This is a genomic window from Austwickia chelonae NBRC 105200 (genome assembly GCF_000298175.1).
GTDB classification, from domain to species: Bacteria; Actinomycetota; Actinomycetes; order Actinomycetales; family Dermatophilaceae; genus Austwickia; species Austwickia chelonae.
Genome location: NZ_BAGZ01000005.1, coordinates 393,733 through 416,616, shown reverse-complemented (window position 1 = coordinate 416,616; position 22,884 = coordinate 393,733). Strand labels below are relative to the sequence as shown.

The following is a 22,884-nucleotide window of genomic DNA, read 5'->3' as shown; positions in this document are numbered from 1 at the left end:
CGTTCGTGGCCTTCGTCCGGCCGACCTCGGATCTGCGGGTATCTACCGGTGGCGGGTCACAAGGTGGAGGCCTTCAAGGTGTTGCAGGTGGCGACATTCTGGCTGTTGTAACCGGCCATGAACCAGCGCATGCGCTGTTCTGCGCTGCCGTGGGTGAAGTTCTCCGGAGAGACCCGGCCCTGGGTGCGCTGTTGGATGGTGTCGTCACCGACGGCGCTGGCCGCAGAGAGTGCGCTCTGGATGTCTTGCTGGGTCAAGGGTTTCAACAGGGTCTTGCCGTTCTTGTCCTTCGTGGTAGAGGCATCCTTCGCCCACATCCCGGCGAAGCAGTCGGCCATCAACTCGACCTTCACCCCGCCACTGGCCGGGCCTTTCGGATCCTTCTGGGCTTCGCCGAGCACGCCCAGCTGATCCTGGGCGGCATGCCCGTACTCATGGGCGACGACGTACATCTTTGCGAAATTGCCCTTGTCGCTGCCGAAACGTTGGCTCAACAGTTTGAAGAAGCTCGCGTCGATGTACACCTGACGGTCGGCCGGGCAGTAGAAGGGGCCTACCTGGTTGGAGGCCATGCCGCACTTGGACTGGGTCTGACCGGAGTACAGGTTCGTCTTGGTCAGCCGCCACTCGGTGTTGTTCTTCGTGGACTCGGGGAACTTCTTCTTCCAGTAGCCCTGGACGCTGTTCACCGTGCCTACCACCAGACAGACGTCGTCCTTGTTGGCGTCGGCACCCGTCTTGCAGTGGTCGTAGATCTTCTGGCTGTACTGGCCACCGGCGCCCAGCTGGGACAGGTCCATGCCGTTCCCGCCCGAGCCCAGGACCTGTGATCCACTACCGCCCATCAAGGTGTAGACGACCAGGGCGATCAGGCCGAGGATGCCGCCCCCGCCGCCGATGATCGCGCCGGTGTGACCGAAGGTGCCCTCCCCGCCACCGGTGATATCCGACGTGTCCAGCTCTGCGTCGTCGTTGAACGTCATCCTTGCGTCCTCTCCTGGCCACCCCGTGCCGGTCACAAGGGCCTGACCAGTAGAGTAATGAGTCCAGCTGTGTGATGCACCGCGCACCGGCACTGCCAGGGCGTACGCGGCCCATCCCGTGAGATGTCATGCTGGGGCGATCCACACCGACCGGAGACGAAGGGGACAGCTGTGATCACAGCCACCGGTATCGAGCTGCGCGCAGGCAGTCGGCTCCTGCTGGGTGACGTCAGTTTCCGGGTCGGCCAGGGCGACCGTGTAGGCCTGGTCGGACGTAACGGTGCCGGCAAGACGACCCTGACGAAGGTGCTCGCCGGATGGAACCAACCGGCCTCGGGCACCGTCACCCGCAGCGGTGAGGTCGGCTACCTCCCGCAGGACCCCCGCGACGGCGACCTCAACATGGTGGCCATGCACCGGATCCTCTCCGCCCGCCAACTCGACGACATCGTCCGACGGATGCGGGAGACCGAAGGCGCCATGGCCAGCGCAGACGCCGAGACCCACGAACGGGCCATGGCCCGCTACCCCCGGCTCCAGGCCCAGTTCGACGCCGCAGGAGGGTACGCCGCCGAGTCCGAGGCCGCGACCATCGCGGCAGCCCTCGGGCTGGAGGACCGGGTGCTGGCCCAGAAACTCGAGACCCTCTCCGGAGGTCAACGTCGTCGCGTTGAACTGGCCCGCATCCTGTTCTCCGGGGCGGACACCCTGCTGCTGGACGAACCGACCAACCACCTCGACGCCGACTCCATCGCCTGGCTGCGCGACCACCTGAAGGTCTACAAGGGCGGTCTGCTCGTCATCAGCCACGACGTCGCCCTGCTGGACGAAGTGGTCAACAAGGTCTACCACCTGGACGCCAACCGGATGGAGATGGACCAGTACAACGTCGGATGGAAGGCTTACCTGCAGCAACGGGAGACCGACGAGAAGAGACGCAAACGCGAACGACTCAACGCCGAGAAGAAGGCCTCCGCACTACTGGCCCAGGCCGACAAGATGCGGGCCAAGGCCACGAAGGCCACCGCAGCCCAGAACATGGCACGTCGGGCCGAGAAGATGCTCGCCGGGATCGAAGGCGAACGCCAACAGGACAAGGTCGCCAAGCTGCGCTTCCCCGACCCGGCATCCTGCGGGAAGACCCCGCTGCGCGCCTCCGGGCTCTCCCGCAGTTACGGATCCCTGGAAGTGTTCACCGATGTCGACCTGGCCATCGACCGGGGCAGCAAGGTCGTCGTCCTGGGGTTGAACGGCGCCGGTAAGACCACCCTGTTGCGGATCCTCGCCGGGCTGGACGCTCCCGACACCGGCCAGGTCGAACCGGGCCACGGCCTGAAGATCGGCTACTACGCCCAGGAACACGAGAACCTCGACGTGTCCCGGACCGTCCTGGAGAACATGAAGACCGCGGCCCCGGATCTCGGCGAGACCGAGGTCCGCAAGATCCTCGGCAGTTTCCTCTTCTCGGGGGACGACGTCGACAAACCCGCAGGGGTGCTCTCCGGCGGGGAGAAGACCCGCCTTTCCCTGGCGACCCTGTTGGTCAGCAGCGCCAACGTCCTCCTGCTCGACGAACCCACCAACAACCTCGACCCGGCCAGCCGCGAGGAGATCCTCGCGGCGCTGCGCACCTTCGCCGGAGCCGTCGTCCTGGTCAGTCACGACGAAGGAGCAGTCGCCGCGTTGGAACCCGAACGGGTCCTCCTCCTGCCCGATGGCGCCGAGGACCTCTGGAGCGAGGACTATCTCGACCTGATCTCCTTGGCCTGAGAAAAGTTCGCAGACGCTGCTCTGCTCGCCGGGCCGCGCTCCCCAGGCTGCCCTACAGTCGGAGAGGTGACCGACGACGACCGCCCTCACCCGCATCTGGATGTGCGTCGCACCGGCGCGGTGATGTACCTCACCCTCGACGACCCGCGACGACGCAATGCCCAGACCCCCACGTTGTGGACGGCTCTGGCCGAACTCGCCCGCACCCTTCCCGAGGACGTCCGGGTCGTCGTCCTCCAGGCCACCGGGCCGTCCTTCTCCGCAGGCATGGACCGCGGGATGCTGAGCCCGGCAGGCATGGACGGCGAACCGGACATGGTCTCCGCCTGTCTGGAACGGCCTGACCAGGCCGACCGGGACATCGCCCGTTTCCAGGAGGCCTTCACCACCTGGCGCGGGGTGGACGCCGTCGTGGTCGCCGCAGTGCAAGGCCACGCCGTCGGAGCGGGATTCCAGTTGGCTCTCGGCGCCGACCTGCGGATCGTTGCCGAGGACGTACAGTTCAGGATGGCCGAGACCTCCCTGGGGCTCGTCCCCGACCTGGGGGGCACCGCGGTCCTGGTGGAACTCCTCGGTTATCCCCGAGCTCTCGAACTCTGCCTGACCGGGCGGGTGATGGGCGCGCAGGAGGCTGTCGAGGTAGGGATCGCGACGATGTCCGTACCCGTCGACGAGCTCGCCGCCGCGACCGACGACCTCGTCGCAGCCTTGACCTCGGCGCCCGCGACCTCGGCGAAAGCCACCAAACGGCTCCTGGCGCAGGCCGTGCGCTCCCCGAGGGAGACTCAGTTCGCCACCGAACGGCAGACCCAGGTGGAGCTCATCGCGGATCTGGCCAGGCTCTTCGGCGGACAAGGACGGTGACGGTCAATCCGTTCGCCACCATGCGGTCGATGTCCCAGGACCGTTTGAGCGGACGGTCCCTGCTCCCCGGCACCGCTCGCAGGGTGTTCTCCTATGCACTGATCTTCCGACGACGGATCGTCGTCTTCCTGGTCACCGTCGTGGTCGCCTCGGCCCTGGTAGCGGTGCCTCCGCTGCTCCTACGGGCCGTTGTCGACCGAGGCGTCCTGCAGGGGGACGAGCGGCTGGTGATCCTCCTGTCGGTCGCAGTGGCCCTGGTCGCGCTGGTCGAAGCAGGGCTGACTGTGGCTCAACGCTGGCAGTCCGCACTGATCGGGGAAGGGCTGATCTTCCGGTTGCGGACGGAAGTCTTCAACCATGTGTGCGCTCAACCTCTGGCCTTCTTCACCCGTACCCGTACCGGAGCCTTGGTCTCCCGGCTCAACAGCGATGTGATCGGCGCGCAGCAGGCCTTCACCTCGACACTGTCGGCCGTGGTGAGCAATGTCGTGACCCTCATGGTGATCGTGGGGACCATGGCGGTGCTCTCCTGGCCGTTGACCTTGGCCTCGCTGGCGCTCTTCCCGCTCTTCCTCCTTCCTGCCCGCAGGATGGGCGGCCGGTTGTCCGCGCTGACCCGGGAGTCGATGAACCTGAATGCGGACATGGCCACGCGGATGACAGAACGTTTCGACGTCGCCGGGGCCCTGCTGGTGAAGCTCTTCGGCCGGCCGTCCCAGGAGTCTGGGGAGTACGCGGCCAGGGCGGCAGCGGTCCGGGACATCGGGGTACGGATCGCGGTGAACCGTTCGGTCTTCATGGCCTCCCTGACTTTCGTCGCGGCGGTGGCCACGGCCGTGGTCTATGGTTCCGGCGGGCTGCTCGCCGCGCGCGGGCACCTGACAGTGGGCACCCTGCTGGCGTTGACCGCGCTGCTGGCCAGGCTCTACACGCCGCTCATTGCGCTGTCGAACGTCCGGGTGGACGTGTTGACCGCACTGGTTTCCTTCGAACGGGTCTTCGAGGTGCTCGACCTGGTCCCTGCGGTACAGGAGTCCGCCGATCCGGTCGTCCTGCCCGCAGGAGCGCCCGAGTTGGTCTTCGAGAAGGTCTGTTTCCGTTATCCGTCGGCCGGTGAGGTCTCCCTTCCGTCGTTGGAAGGCGGGGAGGACGCCGACCGCAGGGGGACCGGGCCGGTGCTCGAGGGGATCGACTTCCGGATGGCGCCGGGCAGTCTCGTCGCCTTGGTCGGGCCCAGCGGTGCAGGGAAGACGACCATCACCTCATTGGTGTCCCGGTTGTACGACCCGACCAGCGGGACGGTCCGGTTGAACGGGGTCGATCTGAGGGAGGTCTCCACCGCGAGCCTGCGCGATGTCGTCGGTGTGGTCACTCAGGACGCACATCTGTTCCACGACACGATCCGGTCGAATCTGACCTATGCGCGGCCGGGGGCGACCTCGCAGGACCTGGAACGGGTGTTGCGTTCCGCGCAGATCTGGGATCTGGTGGAGCAACTGCCTGCGGGATTGGACACCGTGGTCGGTGACCGGGGACATCGCCTTTCCGGTGGGGAGAAACAACGACTGGCGATTGCCCGGTTGCTCTTGAAGGAGCCGGGTCTGCTCGTCCTGGACGAGGCGACGGCTCATCTGGACAGCGGTTCGGAGGCGGCGACCCAGCGGGCGTTGGAGGCCGCGCTCGTCGGACGCTCGGCCCTGGTCATCGCGCACCGGCTCTCCACGGTGCGTCATGCGGATCTGATCCTGGTGGTCGACGGCGGACGAGTCGTGCAACGGGGAACTCACGAGGAGCTGCTCGCGGAAGGCGGCCTGTACGCGCACCTGCACGAGATCCAGTTCTCCGGGTGAGGGTTTCCCGGCCCGTGGGGCGTTGTCCGTCGGTGCACGTAGCCTTGCCCGCATGCATTGGAGCGAAGGACCGCTGGCCTTGTTCGACCTGGAGACGACCGGTACCGACCCGCAGAGCGATCGGATCGTCACGGCTGCCGTGGTCATGGATGAACCGGGTTGTCTGCCGCAGATCCATGACTGGTTGGTGGATCCTGGGGTGGAGATCCCGGAGGGGGCCAGTCTGATCCACGGGGTGACCACTGAACAGGCCAGGGCGGAGGGGATCTCTGCTGCGGTGGGGGTGGCCCAGATCGCGGATGCCCTGTTGGCGGCGGTGGGTTCAGGGGTGCCAGTGGTCGGGCACAATGTCGTCTACGACCTGACGATGTTGCGTGCGGAATGTGTCCGTCACGGTCTGGTGGAACGAGCCGGGGCGGTGGCAGCGGTGCGTCCGGTGATCGACACGATCGTGCTCGATCGGGTGGTCGATCCGTACCGGCCGAAGAATCCGACCGCTCGGCGTGCCGATCCGGCGCGCTGTGGGTCGAGGACCTTGGTGGACACCTGTCGGGTCTGGGGGGTGGAGCTCTCGGCGGAGGATGCGCATGGCGCGGCTGCCGATGCACAGGCGGCGGGCGGGTTGGCCCGGGTCCTGGCCGGGCGTCGTCCTGAGTTGTTGGTGGCCGACCCTCAGGAATTGCACGATCGCCAGGTGGGATGGAAACGGGCGCAGGCCGAGGATTTCGGACGCTGGCTGGTTTCGAAGGGCAAGGTGGACGACGTTTCGAGGGAATGGCCGGTCGCCTAGGAGCGAGGGGCAGGGAGGGGTGTTTCCCTGCTCCTGGCCGGGTACCGATGGGCTCGACCCTGTTGCCTGATGCGTGGACCCGAGCCGTACAATGCGAACATTGGTTCAGTTGCAATGGAACATCTGTTCCCCAGGTGGGTGGAGACCGACCACCCGGACCGACAGCCGTGCGCCGCCCACACCCAGGACGGCACAACGAAAGGAGCGGCCATCATGGCCGAAAGGTTCGACGCCATCGACATCATCCGGGCCAAGCGTGACCGCAGGCGACTCACCGACGAACAGATCGACTGGGTGATCGACGCCTACACCCGCGGCGTCGTCGCCGACGAGCAGATGTCCGCCCTCGCCATGGCGATCTTCCTCAACGGGATGGAACGCGACGAGATCGCCCGGTGGACCCAGGCCATGATCGCCTCCGGCGAACGGATGAGTTTCTCCTCCCTGTCGAAGAAGACCACCGACAAGCACTCCACCGGCGGTGTCGGTGACAAGATCACCCTGCCGTTGGCTCCGCTGGTGGCCTCCTACGGAGTCGCCGTCCCACAGTTGTCCGGACGCGGTCTGGGCCACACCGGAGGGACCCTCGACAAGCTGGAAGCCATCCCCGGCTGGCAGGCCGCGCTCAGCAACGAGCGGATGATGGAGATCCTCGAAGACAGCGGCGCGGTCATCTGTGCTGCCGGATCCGGGCTCGCCCCGGCCGACAAGAAGCTCTACGCCCTGCGCGACATCACCAGCACCGTCGATTGCATCCCGCTGATCGCCAGCTCCATCATGAGCAAGAAGATCGCCGAAGGTACCGGCGCGCTCGTCCTCGACGTGAAGGTCGGCTCCGGGGCTTTCATGAAAGAGATCGGCGCGGCGCGTGAGCTGGCCCGCACCATGGTCGACCTGGGCACCGACGCCGGCGTCGCCACCACCGCTCTGCTGACCGACATGTCCCGCCCGCTCGGCCGCAAGATCGGTAACTCCCTCGAGGTCGAAGAATCCGTCGAGGTCCTCGCCGGCGGCGGGCCCCGGGACATCATCGACCTGACCTGTGCACTGGCCCGGGAGATGCTCTCCCTCGCCGGTGTGGACGCCGACGACGTCGAAGAACGACTGAACGACGGCCGTGCCATGGACGCCTGGAAGACGATGATCCGCGCCCAGGGCGGCGACCCCGACGCGACGCTGCCCCGAGCCACCCACACCCAGGACTTCGTCGCCGACCGCGCCGGAGTGCTCACCGAACTGGACGCCCTCGCCCTCGGCGTCGCATCCTGGCGCCTGGGCGCCGGTCGCGCCCGCAAGGAGGACCCGGTGCAATTCGGCGCCGGTATCGAGATCCACGTCGAGCCCGGAGACCGGGTCACCGCCGGGCAGAAACTGCTCACCCTGCACACCGACACCCCCGAACGTTTCCCCCGTGCCGAGGAACTCCTCGTCGACGGGATCACCATCGATGCCGACGCGACACCGGAGGACTTCCGCCGGGCGAACATCGTGCTCGAGCGCATCAGCTGACCAGAAGACCGTCGACCGCACCAGACCATCCGAGGAGCCCATCGTGCCTACCCGTACCGACGTCGCCCGCATGATCGACCACACCCTGCTCAAGCCCGAAGCCACGCCCGAGCAGGTCGCCGCCCTCGCCGCGGAGGCCGGAGAGCTGGGCACCTTCTCCATCTGCGTCTCGCCGAACATGCTTCCGGTCGAGGTCCCCGGTGAGGTGAAGGTCGCCACCGTCTGTGGTTTCCCTTCGGGCGCGCACAAGGCCGAGGTCAAAGCTGCCGAAGCCGCTCGTAGCGTCGTCGACGGCGTCGACGAGGTCGACATGGTGGTCAACCTCTCGCTGGTCAAGGAAGGTCGTTTCGAGGAGACCGAGGCGGAGATCCGCGCTGTCCGCGAGGCCTGCCCCGCCCCGGTTCTCCTCAAGGTCATCATCGAGTCCGCTGCGCTCACCGACGAGGAGATCGTGGCCTGCTGCGAAGCCTCAGAGCGGGCCGGCGCCGACTTCGTGAAGACGTCCACCGGTTTCCACCCTGCAGGTGGAGCTTCCGTCCACGCCGTGGAACTGATGGCGAAGACGGTCGGCGGACGGCTCGGGGTCAAGGCCTCCGGCGGTATCCGTACGACCGAGGCTGCGCTGGCCATGATCGAGGCCGGAGCCACCCGTCTGGGGCTCTCCGGGTCTCGTGCCATCCTCGAAGGACTCGACTCCTGAAGGAGAGGAACTCCCGATGACTGACTCCGATCTCGCAGGCGTGATCCGCACCGCCCAGGAGTGGATCGCCCACGATGTCGACGAGCGGTGCCGAGCAGAGCTGAACACACTGCTGGCCGCTGCGCAGGACGGCGACGCCTCAGCGGCCGCCGACCTGGCCTCACGGTTCTCCGGTCCGTTGACCTTCGGCACCGCCGGATTGCGCGGCGAGGTCGGTGCGGGGGAGACCCGGATGAACCGTTCCGTGGTGATCCGCGCGACCTACGGCCTGGTGAAATACCTCCAGGAGACGCTCGGCGAAGCGCCGCGGATCGTGATCGGGTGCGATGCCAGACACGGTTCGGCGGACTTCTCCAGGGACGCCGCCGAGGTGGTCGCCGCCGCCGGAGGCATCCCCTTGGTGCTTCCTGCCCAGCTGCCGACTCCGGTCACCGCTTTCGCGGTACGTTCCCTGAACGCCGACGCCGGCGTCATGGTGACGGCGTCGCACAATCCTCCGGCCGACAACGGTTACAAGGTATATCTCGGTGGTCGGGCGGCGACCGAAGAAGGCTGCGGGGTGCAGATCGTGCCTCCGGCGGATGCCGGTATCGCCGCCCAGATCGTCGCCGCGCCGCCGGCCGACGAGATCGCCCGCAGCTCGGCGGGCATCCAACAGGTTGGTCCGGACCTGTTGGAGTCGTACCTGGCCAGGGCTGCTTCGCTGGCCGGTGGCCGCGGTGACCGCGACCTGCGGATCGTGCTCACCCCGATGCACGGCGTCGGGGGGGTCACTGCGGTCGAAGCTCTGCGACGGGCCGGCTTCTCCGACGTCCACGTCGTCGCCGAGCAGATGGACCCCGATCCGGACTTCCCGACCGTCTCCTTCCCCAACCCTGAGGAGCCCGGCGCGATCGACCTGGCGTTGGCATTGGCCGACAAGGTCGACGCCGATGTCGTGATCGCTCTGGACCCTGACGCCGACCGTTGCTCGGTCGGTACCCGAGGTCCGGCGGGGTGGCGTCAGCTGACCGGCGACGAGATCGGCGCGCTGCTCGGTGAGCAGGCCGCAGCCGACGAGACCAGGACGGGAGGCTCATTGGCCTGTTCGGTCGTCTCCGGACGACTGCTCGGCGAGATCGCTCGCGCCCACGGTCTACGTCATGCCGTCACCCTGACCGGTTTCAAGTGGATCGCCCGCACACCTGATCTGCGTTTCGGCTACGAGGAGGCCATCGGTTATTGCACCGACCCGGCCGGGGTTCGGGACAAGGACGGCATCACTGCAGCAGTCCGCATGGCCTGCATGGTGGCTGATCTGAAAGAAAGTGGACGTGACCTGGGCTCGGCGCTGGACGACCTCGCCCGGGCGCACGGCCTGCACGCCACGGCTCCGCTGTCCTTCCGGGTGGCGGACCTGTCGTTGATCGCCGACGCGATGCGGCGTTTCCGGCAGAGCCCACCGAACGAGTTGGCCGGGTCCCCGGTCGTGCGGGTGGCGGATCTGGCCGAAGGATATGACGGCCTTCCGCCGACCGATGGGCTGCTCTTCCTGACGGAGGCGAACGATCGGGTGATCGTCCGTCCCTCCGGGACGGAGCCGAAGCTGAAGTGCTACCTCGAGGTGGTGTTGCCCTGTGTCGAGGGTGAACCGGTTCCGTACGAGGCTGCGGCGCGACGCCTGGACTCGGTGAAGGCGGATCTGCGTTCGGCCATCGGTCTGTGAGCTGATCGCCGGCTCAGCGGCAGTGGTCGTCGGCCAGGTTCTCCTGGTCGACGACCACCCTCCGGGAAGTCATTCGTCCTCCTCGTCCCAGATCCGTTTCTTCCGAGGTGTCGGTGTCTTCGGGACGTGCTTGCCTTCGGCCACGAGCCGGTCGTGGTGTTCTCTGCGGATGTAGACCGCCACGATCACGAAGCCCACGATCGAGCCGCCCCACCACTGCAACGAGTACGCGAAATGGGGTCCGATCCCGGTGTCCGGCGGCAGGAGAGGGCTAGGACGGGCAGGGTTCTTCCCGCTGCCGTCGTCCTCGTTGTCCAGGACCAGGTAGGCATTGCGCAGCGGACTCCGCGACCGTTCGCCGGCTTCTGCCAGGTTGACCGAGGCCAGCTGCCCGGCGGGAAGATTCCGGTCCAGGCTCTCCTCGCCGTGGCGGAGCCACCCGGTCACCGTGACCTGACCTGCGGGCGGTGGCGGAACATGGGGAAGCACGTCCGCCCGTTCGGCATTCTTCACCCATCCTCGGTCGACGAGGAGCGCGGTGCCGTCCTGCAAGGTCAGCGGGACGAGGATCTCGTACCCGTAAGTGACCTTCTGCGGGCGGTTGCGGACGAACAGCTGACCGTCCCGGTCGTAGGTTCCTTGCACGTGCACTCTCGTCCACAGCCGTTCCGGGGGCAGTGTGGCTCCGCGGGGGATGACCTCGTCGAGGGGGACGGCCGCGGCCGCGTAGTTGCGTTCCACGGCGTCGGCGATCGCGGACCGTTGGATGTGTCGCCCCCATTGCCAACGGCCCAGGAGGAGGCACACGACGAAGAAGGCCGTAGCCACGGCGATAGCTGTCAGCCATCGCCGGGTCAGCACCGTCCGCATCACGGGCTCGACGCTACCCGGCTTACCCTTGTTTTATGCCTGGAGCCCCTGCCGGAGCCCCGAAAAATAGCCCGCTCACGCCGGGTGAACATTCCCGGCCAACCGAAAACGCTGCCCGTCTTGAAGATTCGTTCGGGCGTGTCGCTACCGACCTGCGGGTCTCACTGACAGACCACTGCAACCTGCGATGCACCTACTGCATGCCTGCCGAAGGGCTGCCCTGGATGGCCCGGCCGCAGATGTTGACCGATGACGAGGTCGTCCGGCTGGTGAGGATCTTCGTGGAATCGGGAGTCACGAAGGTGCGTCTGACCGGTGGCGAGCCCCTGCTGCGTCGGGGGCTGGTCGATCTGGTCTCCCGGTTGGCGGAGCTGGAGCCTCGTCCGATGCTGGCGATGACCACGAACGGGGTGGGATTGTCCACCGTGGCCGACGGCCTGGCCGCAGCAGGTCTGAACCGGGTGAATGTGAGCCTGGACACCGTGGACCCGGAGACCTTCCGTAAGTTGACCAGACGGGATCGACTGCCCGCCGTCATGAGCGGACTCGCTGCGGCGCAGGAGGCCGGGCTGACCCCGGTGAAGGTCAACGCGGTGGCTATGCGGGGGGTCAACGACGCCGGGGTCGCGGATCTGCTCGACTGGTGCCTGGAACGGGGATACGAGCTGCGGTTCATCGAGCAGATGCCTCTGGACGCCCAGCACAGCTGGCAGCGGGGGGAGATGATCTCGGCTGAGGAACTGCGGGCTTCCTTGAGCACGCGACACGAGCTGACCGCGCTGCCCGACGAGACGCGCGGATCGGCGCCGGCGGAACTTTTCCTGGTCGACGGCGGGCCGGCCACTGTGGGGATCATCGCATCGGTGACCGCTCCGTTCTGCGGGGCGTGCGACCGGGTCAGATTGACCGCAGACGGCATGGTCCGCAACTGTCTGTTCGCCCGGGGCGAGGTCGACCTGCGTGGGCCGATGCGTGAGGGCGCCGATGACCAAGAACTGCGTCGGTTGATCCGTGGGGAGATGTGGCGGAAGGCCAGAGGGCACGGGATCGGTGCGTCCGACTTCACCCAGCCGGCTCGTCCGATGTCGGCCATCGGCGGTTGACGGGAAGAGCCGCCGTCGACTCGCGGGGTCAGCCGACCCCGCCGGCCCGGTCCTCGTCCTTCGCCGAAGCGGTGTCCTGATCGGCGCGGCCGCCGAGCTGCCGGGTCGGTGTCATCGTCCGGACGGCATGTGTCTGGCGGGTCGCGGTGTTGTTCGCCAGGACGACTGCCGGGTAGGGGAGGATCACCGCGGCGATCGACAACAGGATCGCTGCGATCACCGAACCGGTCACGGCGTAGACCACGACGGCGAGGACGAAGGAGATCGTCCGGATCACCATGCAGGTCACGTAGGTGCGCATCCGGGCACGCTGGTCGTCCGCCGCGGAGGTGGGCACCGCCGAGATGGAGTGCACGGGAGCTGCATCTGACCGAGTACGACGCATCACGTCACCAGCGTAGGACGAGACGGGGGTGCGTCGGCTGGGCTACCACCGGGTAGTTCGCTAGGTTCGCCTGGCAGCCGGGGACAGCCCGGCCATGACGGACGGAGAATGATGAACAGCACACCCACCAGGGCACGGACTGCGCTGGTCACCGGGGGGAACCGGGGCATCGGCCTCGGCGTGGCGCGGGCCTTGGCGGCCGACGGTGTGCACGTCGTCGTGGGCTCACGGTCGGGAGAGGCCCCCGACGGTCTCGAGGCCGTCCGGATGGATGTGACGGACAGCGCCTCGGTGGACGGAGCCTTCTCCGCGGCCGAGGAGATCCTGGGGGCACCGGTGGAGATCCTGGTGGCCAATGCGGGGATCACCCGAGACCAGTTGCTCCTGCGGTTGAGCGACGAGGAGATCGAGGACGTGATCCAGACGAATCTGGTGGGGGCGATGCGGTGCGCTCGTCGTGCCAGCAGGGGAATGATCCGGATGAAGCGGGGCCGGATGATCTTCGTCTCCAGTGTGGTCGGGCTGAACGGTTCCCCGGGTCAGGTGAATTACGCCGGGTCGAAAGCCGGGCTGGTCGGGGTGGCCCGGTCGATCACCCGGGAGCTGGGTGGTCGGGGGATCACCGCGAATGTCGTCTCCCCGGGGTTCATCGACACCGATATGACTGCGGTGCTTTCCGAGGACCTGCGGGTGGCGTACACCGCGTCCGTGCCGGCCGGACGGATGGGGACGGTGGACGATGTCGCTGCTGCCTGTGTCTTCCTGGCCTCCGATGCGGCGGCTTATGTCTCCGGTGCGGTGCTCCCGGTCGACGGCGGCCTGGGCATGGGCCACTGATCCCGGTCGACGTCATCTGAGGAAGGGAAGAACCATGGCTCTGCTCGAGGGCAAGAAGATCCTCGTCACCGGCGTACTCACCGAGTCGTCGATCGCTTTCCACGTCGCCCGGTTGGCTCAGCAGGAGGGGGCCGAGGTGGTGTTGACCTCTTTCGGTCGGGCGATGAAGATCACCACGGCCATCGCCCGACGGCTTCCGAATCCGGCTCCGGTCGTCGAGCTGGACGTCTCGGAACAGTCCCATTTCGATTCGCTGGTCGATCGGCTCGGCGCCCATGTCGCAGGGTTGGACGGGGTGCTCCATTCCATCGGTTTCGCGCCCCAGGCAGCTTTCGATTTCGCGGCGGCCTCCTGGGAGGACGTGGCTCCGGCGCTGCAGATCTCGGCTTTCTCGTTGAAGTCCTTGGTGGCGGCCTGCTCCCCGATGATGCCCGCCGGTGGTGCTGTGGTGGGGTTGACCTTGGATGCCAAGGTCGCCTGGCCGGGGTACGACTGGATGGGGGTCGCCAAGGCTGCTTTCGAGGCGACGAACCGTTATTGCGCTTCTTCGTACGGGCCGCAGGGAATCCGTTGCAACCTGGTGGCCGCGGGGCCGATCCGGACGACGGCAGCGAAGTCGATCCCGGCGTTCGCGCGTTTCGCGGAGTGGGGCGAGCATGCCCCGCTGGGATGGGATATGACCGATCCCACGCCGACGGCGAGGAGCTGCGTGGCTTTGCTGTCCGACTGGTTCCCGGCGACCACAGGTGAGATCGTGCATGTCGACGGCGGGTATCACGCGACCGGTGACTGAGGTCGGGATCGGTCCCCGGCCTGGTCGGGACGAGACGGCGTACAAGGGCTAAGCCGCGCTCTTTAGCTGAATTAGCTATAAGGACAGGGCGTGTCGCCGATGAGGAAGTCGATGCGAGTCGACTCCGAGTTCAGGGGACCTGCATCCACTCGACCACTGACCTGACCGGCGCATCCGCGAGGAGCCCTATGTCCGCCACCCCTGCCGAGGCCTGGACCACGGCACGACACCCGTTGGCACGCTTACTCAGATCTATTGCTGCTGGTCAGAAGCCTGAGCCCAATGGGCAGTGGGCCAGGGTGTCCCCGTGGATCCCGACCATCCAAGCAATGGTCGTCTTCCCCGAGCACACCATCATGGCGGTTTCCTACGACATCTCGGACGAGACGCTCGTCGACCTCGGGGTCGACGGGCACGGCCAGGCGTTCACCGCTCGTACGGTGACCGCGCTGGCCGGACCGACCGGATGGGTGGGCGTCCCGCAGATCCTGTTCTGCTCCTTGGGCACCGGGGCAGGACAAGGGGGATCATTGGTCGCCCGGAGCGACCTGTCGAAACATCCTGCCGTCGAGCTGGCTCGCCGAACCCTGCAGGACGTGCAGGTCCTCGGGGCAGGCGATCCGGCCGACCCCGATGTCGTGATCCTGGGGCGGGGGGTTGCCGGTGTGCGTGAGATCGCTGTCCACCGACCGCACCCGTACGCTCCCGGGGGCGCCCAACTCGTCCAGGCCGCCTTGGGATGTGTCCCGGAGAACGAGGTGGTCCTCCGATGCATCTCCACCTATGACGCACCTCGCATCTCGGCTGCGGTCGAAGGCGGGATGACACCGATCGGAGGCGTCCAACTGTTCAGCACCCGGCCCGAACACAAACTGTGATTCCGGTGCCGGGCAGGTACAACCGCTGTTCACAGCCCGGGCAGAGGGTCCCTTCCGAACAGTGAAGCGGACACATCCTCCTCGCTGAACCCCAGAAAGGGCAGGAGCATGTCCAGCCGCGGGACGGAGATGGTCGCATCGGCGACGGCGCGCAGCGCAGGTTTGGCGCAGAAGGCGACCCCCACCCCGGCAGTCGCCACCATGTCCAGATCGTTGGCTCCGTCACCTACCGCCACCGTGCAGGACGGCTCGACCTGCTCCCGGGCCGACCACTCCCGCAGGGCGGCCGCTTTCGCAGCCCGGTCGACGACCGCGCCCTTGACCCGCCCGGTCAGTCGTCCGTCGGCGACCTCCAACGCATTCGCCCGGGCGTGATCGACGCCCAATGCCCGGGCCAAGGGCGCGACGACCTCGATGAATCCTCCACTGACCACACCGACCCGATGGCCTCGAGAACGGAGGACGTCGACCGTGGTCCGGGCACCGGCGGTCAACGTCACCTGCCGGAAGACGTCCGTCAACGCGGCGACGTCGACACCGCGCAGGGTGGCGACCCTCTGATGCAGACTCTCGGCGAAATCGAGTTCGCCACGCATGGCGGCGGCGGTGACGGCGGCGACTTCGTCACGACTTCCGGCACGGTCGGCGATCAGTTCGATCACCTCCTGGTGGATCAACGTGGAATCCACGTCGAAGAGCACCAGCATGCGCGCGCCCGGTTCTCGCGGCGCGCAGAAACAGAAGTCGATCTCGGCCTCGAGCAGCACCGGCCTGACCGCGCGCCGAAGGTCCTCCGGTGCGATCCGATCGAAAACCCACTCGTCGGCGACCAGGTCGTCCCTGGCCAGAGGCTGTTCGGAGGTCAGCCGTGCCCCGGCGCCCGCGGCTGCCCGGTGGATCTCCTTCAGCACGTCGTGGGCGTCGGCGCAGCCGGCGACCCGGAGCACCGTCGTACCGATATCGCCCATCTCGCCTGTCCGTTCAGTCCGCCGTCAGATGCATACCCTTCGGGACCACCACGATGCCGCTGTCGCTGACGTAGAGGCCACGAGCCCGGTCGGCGTCATGGTCGACCCCGATCTCCACACCGTCACCGACGACGACGTGTTTGTCGAGAATGGCCCGGTGGACGACGGCTTTGCGGCCGACCCGAACATGTCCGAGGAGGACGGAGTCGGTGACCTGTGCGTAACTGTGGATGAAGCATCGCGGGGAGACCACGGATCCTTCGACCTGGGCTCCGGAGACGACGGTGCCCGCGGAGACCATCGAGTTCACCGCGGTGCCGAGACGGCCGGTCTCGTTGTGGACGAATTTGGCCGGCGGCTGGGCGCCTTCGGAGCTGATGTAGATGGGCCAGTCCTCGTTGTACAGGTTGAAGACGGGGTGGATGGCCACGAGGTCCATGTGCGCCTCGTAGTAGGCGTCGATGGTGCCGACGTCCCGCCAGTAGGCGCGGTCACGTTCGGTGGCGCCGGGGATCTCGTTGTTGCTGAAGTCGTAGACGTAACCTTCGCCACGGTTCACGAACCAGGGCACGATGTCGCCGCCCATGTCGTGCTCGCTGTTCTCGTCGTCGGCGTCGGCGGTGACGACTTCACGCAGGACGTCGGCGTCGAAGACGTAGTTCCCCATGGAGGCGAGCACTTCGTCGGGGGAGTCGGGGAGTCCGACGGCGTCGGTGGGTTTCTCCCGCCAACGGTCGATCTTGCGGACGTCGTCGCTGTCGACCTCGATCACTCCGAACTGGTCAGCCAGTTCGATGGGTTGACGGATGGCGGCGACGGTGATCCCGGCGCCGGTCTCGACGTGCTGGTGGACCATCTGGGAGAAGTCCATCCGGTACACGTGGTCGGCTCCGACGACGACCACGTAGTCGGGCCGTTCGTCCTCCATCGCGTTGAGGCTCTGGTAGATGGCGTCCGCGCTGCCCTGATACCACTGTTTGCCGCGTCGTTGTTGGGCAGGGACGGGCGCGACGTAGTTGCCCAGGAGGGTCGACATCCGCCAGGTCCGGGAGATGTGCCGGTCGAGGCTGTGCGACTTGTACTGGGTGAGGACGATGACCTTGAGGTAGCCGGAGTTGACGACATTGCTCAGTGCGAAGTCGACCAACCGGTAGGTGCCCCCGAAGGGTACCGCCGGTTTGGCGCGGTCAGCCGTCAACGGCATCAGTCTTTTGCCTTCACCCCCCGCGAGGACAATCGCAAGGACCTTGGAGGAGCGAGGAAAACGCGGCATAAGCGCAAGGTACCTGGGTGACGTGCCCAGCGACACCCGTGGGGGGTGGCGAGATCGAGAGTCGGGACTCTTGTCCCTCCTCGGGCAGAGCGGACGGGCCCTCGGGGAAGGCTGCCGTGGAGGCCCGGCACCCGATAGATTCGGCTCGTGCGAGTCGACATCCTCAGCAAGGAATATCCCCCCCACGTGTACGGTGGCGCCGGTGTGCACGTGGCAGAGCTGGTCAAGGCTCTGCGTGCGCGGGAAGGTCTCGACGTCCGGGTGCGGGCCTTCGGCGAGCCTGTCGCGGAGGAGGGCACCTGCGGTCACCCGGACCTGGGGGAACTGGCCTCGGCGAATGCGGCATTGCGTACTCTCGGGGTCGATCTGACGATCGCGGACGGGTGCGGGGGAGCGGATCTGGTGCATTCCCACACCTGGTACGCGAATATGGCAGGCCATCTGGCGGGTCTGTTGCACGACGTGCCGCATGTCATCTCTGCGCACAGTCTGGAACCGCTCCGTCCGTGGAAGGCCGAGCAGCTCGGCGGCGGGTACCGGGTGAGCAGCTGGGTGGAACGTACGGCGTACGAGGCGGCGGCGGGGGTCATCGCGGTCAGCCACGGGATGCGGGCCGATGTGCTGGCGTGTTATCCCTCCGTCGACCCGGAGAAGGTCAAGGTCGTTCACAACGGGATCGACTCCGCGCTCTGGCAGGCCGATCACAGCGAGTCGGCCCGTCGCGTCTGTACGGAGCTCGGGGTGGACCCGGATCGGCCTGCGGTGCTCTTCGTGGGCCGGATCACCCGGCAGAAGGGTCTTCCCTATCTGTTGCGGGCGGTGGCCGAGCTTCCGCCGGAGGTTCAGGTCGTGTTGTGCGCGGGGGCTCCGGACACCCCTGAGATCAAGGCTGAGGTAGAGGGCCTGATCGAGGAGCTCGGCACGACTCGTACCGGGGTGGTGTGGATCGCTCAGATGCTTCCGCGGGCGAAGGTGATCGCGTTGTTGTCCCATGCCACGGTCTTCGTGTGTCCTTCGGTCTACGAACCGTTGGGCATCGTGAACCTGGAAGCGATGGCATGCGGTGCCGCTGTGGTGGCCACGAGGACCGGTGGAATCCCCGAGGTCGTGGTGCCGGGGGAGACCGGTTGGCTGGTCGACATCGAACAGGTCGGGGACGGTACCGGGACGCCTTTGGACGAGCAGCGGTGGGTCGACGATCTGGCTGCGGCCCTGGTCGAGGCGGTGTCGGATCCGGATCGGGCCCGCGCACTGGGACAGGCCGGCCGGGTTCGTGCGGTGGAGCATTTCTCCTGGGAGTCGATCGGTGAGAAGACGTCGGCGGTGTACGAGGAGATCCTGTCGCGTTGATCCGACCGAGGCGGCTCTTCTCCGATCGGTGTCTTTCGTCCTGCCCCGGACGGTCGGCCCACCCGCAGTCGGTTGAGCGCATGACGAGCCCATCCCACCGCGCGCCTCGGCTGTGCCCTAGGGTCGTGGGCATGAGTGACGTCTTGGATTTCGCCGGGGTGGGTGTGGTGCGTGGAGGCGCTACTCTGCTCGACGGCATCGACTGGGAGATCGAGGAAGGCGAACGCTGGGTCGTCTTGGGCCCCAACGGGGCGGGCAAGACCACTCTGTTGCAGTTGGCTGCGGCTCGGATGCACCCGACGAGGGGTTCTGCCTCGGTGCTTTCGGAGACTCTCGGCCGGGTCGACGTCTTCGAACTGCGTCCGCGGATCGGGTTGGCCAGCAGTTCTCTGGCCGAGCGGATCCCCGGGAACGAGCTCGTCCGTGACGTCGTGCTGACCGCTTCCTACGGCGTGGTCGGCCGGTGGCGGGAGGAGTACGAACGGATGGACGTCTCCCGGGCTCGCCGACTGTTGCAGGCTCTGGGCGCTGAGCACCTGGGCGAGCGGACGTACGGGACTCTGTCCGAGGGTGAGCGGAAGCGTGTGCTGATCGCCCGCGCGTTGATGGCGGATCCGGAGCTCATGCTTCTCGACGAGCCAGCGGCGGGGCTCGATCTGGCCGGGCGGGAGGATCTGGTGCAGCGTCTCGGTGAGATCGCGTCGGACACCGAGTCTCCTACGCTCGTGCTGGTCACCCACCATGTGGAGGAGATCCCGCCGGGAATGACCGACGTCCTGTTGCTCAGAGGGGGCAAAGTCGTCGCTGCAGGCCCGGTGGGGAGCACCTTGACCCGGGAGAACCTGGAGGAGACTTTCCGGATCCCGCTGACCCTGGAGAAACACGGGGAACGGTGGGCGGCTCGTGCGCGGGTGCCGGAGCCGGGGGAGGAAGGCGTCTGGAACCGGGTCGAGGAGGAGAACCTGCAGCAGGGGTGAACTTCTGAAAATGTCTTTCTCCCGAGGGAACCGACCTGTTCTATTTCGCGTCTGACCGGGTGAGTCGTCCGAGACCGGGAGATCTTCTGATCCTGCGTCGGTCATCGGTCCTGAGGAAGGAACGGACACGGTATGGACTGGTTGGATCAGAACGCCTGGGCAGCCTGGCTGGCGCTGGCGCTGGTGTTGGGCGCGATCGAGGCGGCCACCGTCGACTTCGTGTTCATCATGTTGGCCGGGGGCGCGGGAGCTGGCGGGATCGCTGCCTTGGCGGGCGCGTCTTTCCCTGTCCAGGTGCTGAGTTCCGTTGTGGTGGCCTGCACCTTGCTGATCCTGGTCCGACCTGAGGTCAAGAAGCGTTTGTTCTCCAGTGGGGCCCCGGTGGTTCTCGGGGTCGCAGCCTACGTCGGTCGTCAGGCCGAGGTCACTCAGGAGATCACGGCCGCTGGCGGGCGGATCCTGCTGGCCGGTGAGGAATGGTCGGCGCGGCTGGAACAGGATGTCCCGTCTGTTCCCGTGGGTTCTCGTGTCAACGTTGTGGCCATCGACGGTGCCGTCGCCGTGGTGGCACCGGACGACTCACCCCCTTCGTCTCCTCTGATTACTCGTGAATGAGGTCCACGTATGCCCGTAACTTTGGTTCTCCTCGCTGTTCTCGTCATGTTCATCGTGATCCTGATCAGTCGTGCGGTGCGTATCGTCCCCCAGCAGACGGCGCTGATCATCGAACGGCTGGGCAGTTATCACGGAACCCTCAATGCGGGCATCCACCTGTTGGTGCCTTTCGTCGACCGGGTCCGGGCCAATATCGACCTGCGTGAGCAGGTGGTCAGCTTCCCCCCGCAGCCGGTGATCACCTCGGACAACCTGGTGGTCAACATCGACACCGTCATCTACTACGGGGTCACCGACGCCAAGTCCGCGGTCTACGAGATCGCCAACTTCATCCAGGGCATCGAGCAGTTGACGGTGACTACTCTGCGGAATGTCATCGGTTCGATGGACCTCGAGCAGACGCTCACCAGCCGTGACCAGATCAACGGGCAGTTGCGTGGAGTGCTGGACGAGGCGACCGGCCGTTGGGGCATCCGCGTGTCCCGGGTCGAGCTGAAGGCCATCGACCCGCCACACAGCGTCCAGGACTCCATGGAGAAGCAGATGCGGGCCGAGCGTGACCGCCGCGCCACGATCCTCACCGCCGAAGGCGTCAAGCAGTCCGCGATTCTCACCGCCGAAGGTGAGAAGCAGTCCGCGATCCTGAAGGCCGAGGGCGCCGCCCAGGCCAAGATCCTGGAAGCTCAAGGTCAGGCACGGGCGATCACCCAGGTGTTCGACGCCATCCACCGGGGGAAACCCGACCAGAAGCTTCTCGCGTACCAGTACCTCCAGGTGCTCCCGCAGCTCGCACAGGGGGACGCCAACAAGATGTGGATCGTTCCCAGCGAGTTGACCGACGCCCTGCGCGGCATCAGCTCGGCTCTGGGCGGTGAACGAGGAGCTCCGGCCGACGACTCGGCTCCGTGGACCCCGGCCGACCTGGTCGACGCCGTGTCCTTCCCGGAGGCGTCCTTGCAGGACCCGAAGGAAGCCCTCGACGAGGCGAAGAAAGAGGCGGAGCGTTCTGTCTCCGAGGCTCACGAGGTGACCCGGCCGGCCCACCCCGCGGGCGGGGAGCCCCCGGCTGCGTCTCAGGCCTGATCGTCGTCGGTGTCCTCCTGGAGAGCGTGTCGGGGACGGAGCCAGCGCCGTTAGGGTGTTGCGGGTGCCTTCGGTACCATCGCCGTTCTCGCCGTCGTCGGATCTGCCCGGCCGGCTGCTTCCCGGGAGGACACCGTGACCATCGAGGTGACCGATTCCGCAGACGACCGGCTCGCCGACTATTTCCGGCTGACCGATGTCGCTCTGCGTCGCAAGCTCGACACCGAGCGTGGGCTGTACCTCGCGGAGAGCGACAAGGTCATCCGGCGGGCGCTCGCCGCGGGGCATCGGCCACGTTCCTACCTGATGGGGTTCCGGTGGGCGCAGGAGCTGGCCGACCTGGTGGCCCAGGCCGAGGAGGAGGGGATCCCGGTCTACGTCGGTTCGGACGAGGTCATCACGGCGATGACCGGTTTTCATCTGCATCGGGGGGCGATCGCGTCGATGCACCGGCCTGAGCCGATGCCGGTGGAGAAGATCCTGGCTCAGGCTCGGCGGGTGGTGGTCCTGGAGGACGTCGTCGACCATACGAATGTCGGGGCTGTTTTCCGCAGTGCTGCGGCATTGGGGGTTGACGCCGTCCTGGTGACGCCGCGGTGTGCTGATCCGTTGTACCGCCGGAGCATCCGGGTGTCGATGGGCACGGTGTTCCAGGTGCCGTGGGCGCGGATCGATCCGTGGCCCGGGGGAATCGATCTGTTGCGCGAGCTGGGTTTCACCGTCGCGGCTTTCGCCTTGGAACCTGGCGGGGTCACTTTGGACGAGATCGCGGCGGATCCACCGGAGCGTCTGGCTGTGGTCTTGGGCACCGAGGGGGACGGGTTGCGTGCCCGCACGATCGCGTCCTGTGATCTGACCGTGCGGATCCCGATGGCGGGGCAGGTCGATTCGTTGAACGTGGCGGCGGCTGCAGCGGTCGCGATGTGGGCATTACGGGCACCGTCGACGCGGCCTGAATCCGCTTGCGGGCTGGTCTGAGCAGTCCTGGCCGCAAGCGGATTCAGGGCTTGCCGCCTGTCTTCGACAGCCAGGATCAGGCCGTGTACATCCCGGTCAGGACGGCCCGTCCGATCACATGCTGCAACATCATGAAGCTGGCCTTGGCCGGTGAGTCATCGGCTTCGATGCCCAGACGGTCCACGTCGAGGGCGTTCACCGCGAAGACATAACGGTGCGCCCGGTCGCCTGCCGGCGGTGCAGCGCCGCCGAAGTCGCGGGTGCCGTAGTCGTTCCGGAGATGGATGGCCCCGGAGGGGAGCCGGCCGCAGTTTTCCTCTCCGGCACCTACCGCGAGTTCTTGAGTCTCGCCGGGCACGTTGACGACGAACCAGTGCCAGAATCCTGACGGAGTAGGGGCATCGGGGTCGAAACAGGTCACGGCGTAGCTCTTGGTGCCCTCGGGCGCGCCTGACCAGACCAGACGAGGCGAGGTGTTACCGAAGGCATAGGCCTGGTCCTGGGGGAGATCGCCGCCGTCCGTGAAATCGGATTCCAGGGTGAACGAGGGGACCTGGGGCAGAAGTGTGTACGGGTCCGGGGACGTAGGTCGGTCGAGGTTCATAGCACTGAGCCTAATGAGAG

Annotated in this window: 22 protein-coding genes; 16 read left to right on the top strand and 6 right to left on the bottom strand. The window is 66.8% G+C overall.

What is annotated here, in order from left to right; translation table 11 throughout:
• Positions 1-56: 56 nt before the first annotated feature.
• Positions 57-983, bottom strand: coding sequence for a KPN_02809 family neutral zinc metallopeptidase (gene ypfJ / locus AUCHE_RS05040; RefSeq protein ID WP_006502190.1), 927 nt, complete (start codon positions 981-983; stop codon positions 57-59).
• 171 nt (positions 984-1,154) lie between these two features.
• Here ypfJ and abc-f point away from each other — a divergent pair, with 171 nt between their 5' ends.
• The 7 genes from abc-f (at position 1,155) to AUCHE_RS05005 (ending at position 10,171) form a co-directional block, all read left to right on the top strand.
• Complete coding sequence (gene abc-f / locus AUCHE_RS05035) at positions 1,155-2,753, top strand: ribosomal protection-like ABC-F family protein (protein ID WP_006502189.1); 1,599 nt, start codon at positions 1,155-1,157, stop codon at positions 2,751-2,753.
• Between the two features lie 66 nt (positions 2,754-2,819).
• The gene (locus tag AUCHE_RS05030) at positions 2,820-3,617 is read left to right on the top strand and encodes an enoyl-CoA hydratase/isomerase family protein (protein ID WP_006502188.1); all 798 of its coding nucleotides are present in this window, start codon (positions 2,820-2,822) and stop codon (positions 3,615-3,617) included.
• A 29-nt stretch (positions 3,618-3,646) separates the two neighbouring features.
• A complete protein-coding gene (locus AUCHE_RS05025) occupies positions 3,647-5,467 on the top strand; it encodes an ABC transporter ATP-binding protein (protein WP_245706811.1) in 1,821 nt (606 codons plus the stop codon).
• 52 nt (positions 5,468-5,519) lie between these two features.
• Entirely contained in the window at positions 5,520-6,257 is a 738-nt protein-coding gene (locus AUCHE_RS05020) for an exonuclease domain-containing protein (protein WP_006502186.1), read from the top strand.
• 213 nt (positions 6,258-6,470) lie between these two features.
• Positions 6,471-7,766 carry a thymidine phosphorylase gene (locus tag AUCHE_RS05015; RefSeq protein ID WP_006502185.1) on the top strand — a complete coding sequence of 432 codons (1,296 nt, stop codon included), beginning with the start codon at positions 6,471-6,473 and terminating at the stop codon, positions 7,764-7,766.
• A gap of 43 nt (positions 7,767-7,809) precedes the next feature.
• A complete protein-coding gene (gene deoC / locus AUCHE_RS05010) occupies positions 7,810-8,466 on the top strand; it encodes a deoxyribose-phosphate aldolase (RefSeq protein ID WP_006502184.1) in 657 nt (218 codons plus the stop codon).
• Positions 8,467-8,482: 16 nt separating this feature from the next.
• The gene (locus tag AUCHE_RS05005) at positions 8,483-10,171 is read left to right on the top strand and encodes a phospho-sugar mutase (protein WP_006502183.1); all 1,689 of its coding nucleotides are present in this window, start codon (positions 8,483-8,485) and stop codon (positions 10,169-10,171) included.
• A gap of 69 nt (positions 10,172-10,240) precedes the next feature.
• Here AUCHE_RS05005 and AUCHE_RS05000 read toward each other — a convergent pair whose 3' ends face one another.
• Entirely contained in the window at positions 10,241-11,041 is an 801-nt protein-coding gene (locus tag AUCHE_RS05000; protein WP_245706832.1) for an SURF1 family cytochrome oxidase biogenesis protein, read from the bottom strand.
• A 35-nt stretch (positions 11,042-11,076) separates the two neighbouring features.
• Here AUCHE_RS05000 and moaA point away from each other — a divergent pair, with 35 nt between their 5' ends.
• Positions 11,077-12,144: a GTP 3',8-cyclase MoaA gene (gene moaA, locus AUCHE_RS04995; RefSeq protein WP_006502181.1), complete on the top strand. Its 1,068-nt coding sequence runs from the start codon at positions 11,077-11,079 to the stop codon at positions 12,142-12,144.
• Between the two features lie 28 nt (positions 12,145-12,172).
• Here moaA and AUCHE_RS15520 read toward each other — a convergent pair whose 3' ends face one another.
• Positions 12,173-12,529: a DUF3099 domain-containing protein gene (locus tag AUCHE_RS15520; RefSeq protein ID WP_081578132.1), complete on the bottom strand. Its 357-nt coding sequence runs from the start codon at positions 12,527-12,529 to the stop codon at positions 12,173-12,175.
• Positions 12,530-12,637: 108 nt separating this feature from the next.
• On the opposite strand from AUCHE_RS15520, the gene AUCHE_RS04985 reads away from it, so the two are divergent.
• From AUCHE_RS04985 to AUCHE_RS04975, 3 genes are all read left to right on the top strand, one after another.
• Positions 12,638-13,366 carry an SDR family oxidoreductase gene (locus tag AUCHE_RS04985; protein ID WP_006502179.1) on the top strand — a complete coding sequence of 243 codons (729 nt, stop codon included), beginning with the start codon at positions 12,638-12,640 and terminating at the stop codon, positions 13,364-13,366.
• Positions 13,367-13,400: 34 nt separating this feature from the next.
• Positions 13,401-14,159 carry an enoyl-ACP reductase FabI gene (gene fabI, locus AUCHE_RS04980; protein WP_006502178.1) on the top strand — a complete coding sequence of 253 codons (759 nt, stop codon included), beginning with the start codon at positions 13,401-13,403 and terminating at the stop codon, positions 14,157-14,159.
• Positions 14,160-14,347: 188 nt separating this feature from the next.
• A complete protein-coding gene (locus AUCHE_RS04975; protein WP_006502177.1) occupies positions 14,348-15,037 on the top strand; it encodes a hypothetical protein in 690 nt (229 codons plus the stop codon).
• Positions 15,038-15,066: 29 nt separating this feature from the next.
• Here AUCHE_RS04975 and serB read toward each other — a convergent pair whose 3' ends face one another.
• On the bottom strand, positions 15,067-16,005 hold the full coding sequence (serB, locus tag AUCHE_RS04970; protein ID WP_006502176.1) for a phosphoserine phosphatase SerB: 939 nt from the start codon (positions 16,003-16,005) through the stop codon (positions 15,067-15,069).
• Positions 16,006-16,018: 13 nt separating this feature from the next.
• Positions 16,019-17,278, bottom strand: coding sequence for a glucose-1-phosphate adenylyltransferase (glgC, locus tag AUCHE_RS04965; protein ID WP_006502175.1), 1,260 nt, complete (start codon positions 17,276-17,278; stop codon positions 16,019-16,021).
• 147 nt (positions 17,279-17,425) lie between these two features.
• On the opposite strand from glgC, the gene glgA reads away from it, so the two are divergent.
• The 5 genes from glgA to AUCHE_RS04940 all read left to right on the top strand — a co-directional run bounded on the left by glgA (position 17,426) and on the right by AUCHE_RS04940 (position 22,281).
• Positions 17,426-18,628 (top strand): glycogen synthase, encoded by a 1,203-nt coding sequence (glgA, locus tag AUCHE_RS04960; RefSeq protein WP_006502174.1) that lies wholly within the window; start codon positions 17,426-17,428, stop codon positions 18,626-18,628.
• Between the two features lie 131 nt (positions 18,629-18,759).
• Positions 18,760-19,605: an ABC transporter ATP-binding protein gene (locus AUCHE_RS04955; RefSeq protein WP_006502173.1), complete on the top strand. Its 846-nt coding sequence runs from the start codon at positions 18,760-18,762 to the stop codon at positions 19,603-19,605.
• 132 nt (positions 19,606-19,737) lie between these two features.
• Positions 19,738-20,220 (top strand): NfeD family protein, encoded by a 483-nt coding sequence (locus tag AUCHE_RS04950; protein ID WP_006502172.1) that lies wholly within the window; start codon positions 19,738-19,740, stop codon positions 20,218-20,220.
• A 9-nt stretch (positions 20,221-20,229) separates the two neighbouring features.
• Complete coding sequence (locus tag AUCHE_RS04945) at positions 20,230-21,303, top strand: SPFH domain-containing protein (protein WP_006502171.1); 1,074 nt, start codon at positions 20,230-20,232, stop codon at positions 21,301-21,303.
• A 135-nt stretch (positions 21,304-21,438) separates the two neighbouring features.
• Complete coding sequence (locus AUCHE_RS04940) at positions 21,439-22,281, top strand: TrmH family RNA methyltransferase (RefSeq protein WP_006502170.1); 843 nt, start codon at positions 21,439-21,441, stop codon at positions 22,279-22,281.
• Between the two features lie 55 nt (positions 22,282-22,336).
• On the opposite strand, the gene AUCHE_RS04935 is transcribed toward AUCHE_RS04940, so the two are convergent.
• The gene (locus tag AUCHE_RS04935; RefSeq protein ID WP_006502169.1) at positions 22,337-22,864 is read right to left on the bottom strand and encodes a YbhB/YbcL family Raf kinase inhibitor-like protein; all 528 of its coding nucleotides are present in this window, start codon (positions 22,862-22,864) and stop codon (positions 22,337-22,339) included.
• Positions 22,865-22,884: the final 20 nt, after the last annotated feature.

Coding starts and splice junctions, on each gene's coding strand:
- ypfJ (WP_006502190.1), bottom strand. CDS start 983: ATGACGTTCAACGACGACGCAGAGCTGGACACGTCGGATATCACCGGT.
- AUCHE_RS05025 (WP_245706811.1), top strand. CDS start 3,647: ATGTCCCAGGACCGTTTGAGCGGACGGTCCCTGCTCCCCGGCACCGCT.
- AUCHE_RS05020 (WP_006502186.1), top strand. CDS start 5,520: ATGCATTGGAGCGAAGGACCGCTGGCCTTGTTCGACCTGGAGACGACC.
- AUCHE_RS05015 (WP_006502185.1), top strand. CDS start 6,471: ATGGCCGAAAGGTTCGACGCCATCGACATCATCCGGGCCAAGCGTGAC.
- AUCHE_RS05005 (WP_006502183.1), top strand. CDS start 8,483: ATGACTGACTCCGATCTCGCAGGCGTGATCCGCACCGCCCAGGAGTGG.
- AUCHE_RS05000 (WP_245706832.1), bottom strand. CDS start 11,041: ATGCGGACGGTGCTGACCCGGCGATGGCTGACAGCTATCGCCGTGGCT.
- moaA (WP_006502181.1), top strand. CDS start 11,077: ATGCCTGGAGCCCCTGCCGGAGCCCCGAAAAATAGCCCGCTCACGCCG.
- AUCHE_RS15520 (WP_081578132.1), bottom strand. CDS start 12,529: ATGCGTCGTACTCGGTCAGATGCAGCTCCCGTGCACTCCATCTCGGCG.
- AUCHE_RS04985 (WP_006502179.1), top strand. CDS start 12,638: ATGATGAACAGCACACCCACCAGGGCACGGACTGCGCTGGTCACCGGG.
- fabI (WP_006502178.1), top strand. CDS start 13,401: ATGGCTCTGCTCGAGGGCAAGAAGATCCTCGTCACCGGCGTACTCACC.
- AUCHE_RS04975 (WP_006502177.1), top strand. CDS start 14,348: ATGTCCGCCACCCCTGCCGAGGCCTGGACCACGGCACGACACCCGTTG.
- serB (WP_006502176.1), bottom strand. CDS start 16,005: ATGGGCGATATCGGTACGACGGTGCTCCGGGTCGCCGGCTGCGCCGAC.
- glgC (WP_006502175.1), bottom strand. CDS start 17,278: ATGCCGCGTTTTCCTCGCTCCTCCAAGGTCCTTGCGATTGTCCTCGCG.
- AUCHE_RS04955 (WP_006502173.1), top strand. CDS start 18,760: ATGAGTGACGTCTTGGATTTCGCCGGGGTGGGTGTGGTGCGTGGAGGC.
- AUCHE_RS04950 (WP_006502172.1), top strand. CDS start 19,738: ATGGACTGGTTGGATCAGAACGCCTGGGCAGCCTGGCTGGCGCTGGCG.
- AUCHE_RS04945 (WP_006502171.1), top strand. CDS start 20,230: ATGCCCGTAACTTTGGTTCTCCTCGCTGTTCTCGTCATGTTCATCGTG.
- AUCHE_RS04935 (WP_006502169.1), bottom strand. CDS start 22,864: ATGAACCTCGACCGACCTACGTCCCCGGACCCGTACACACTTCTGCCC.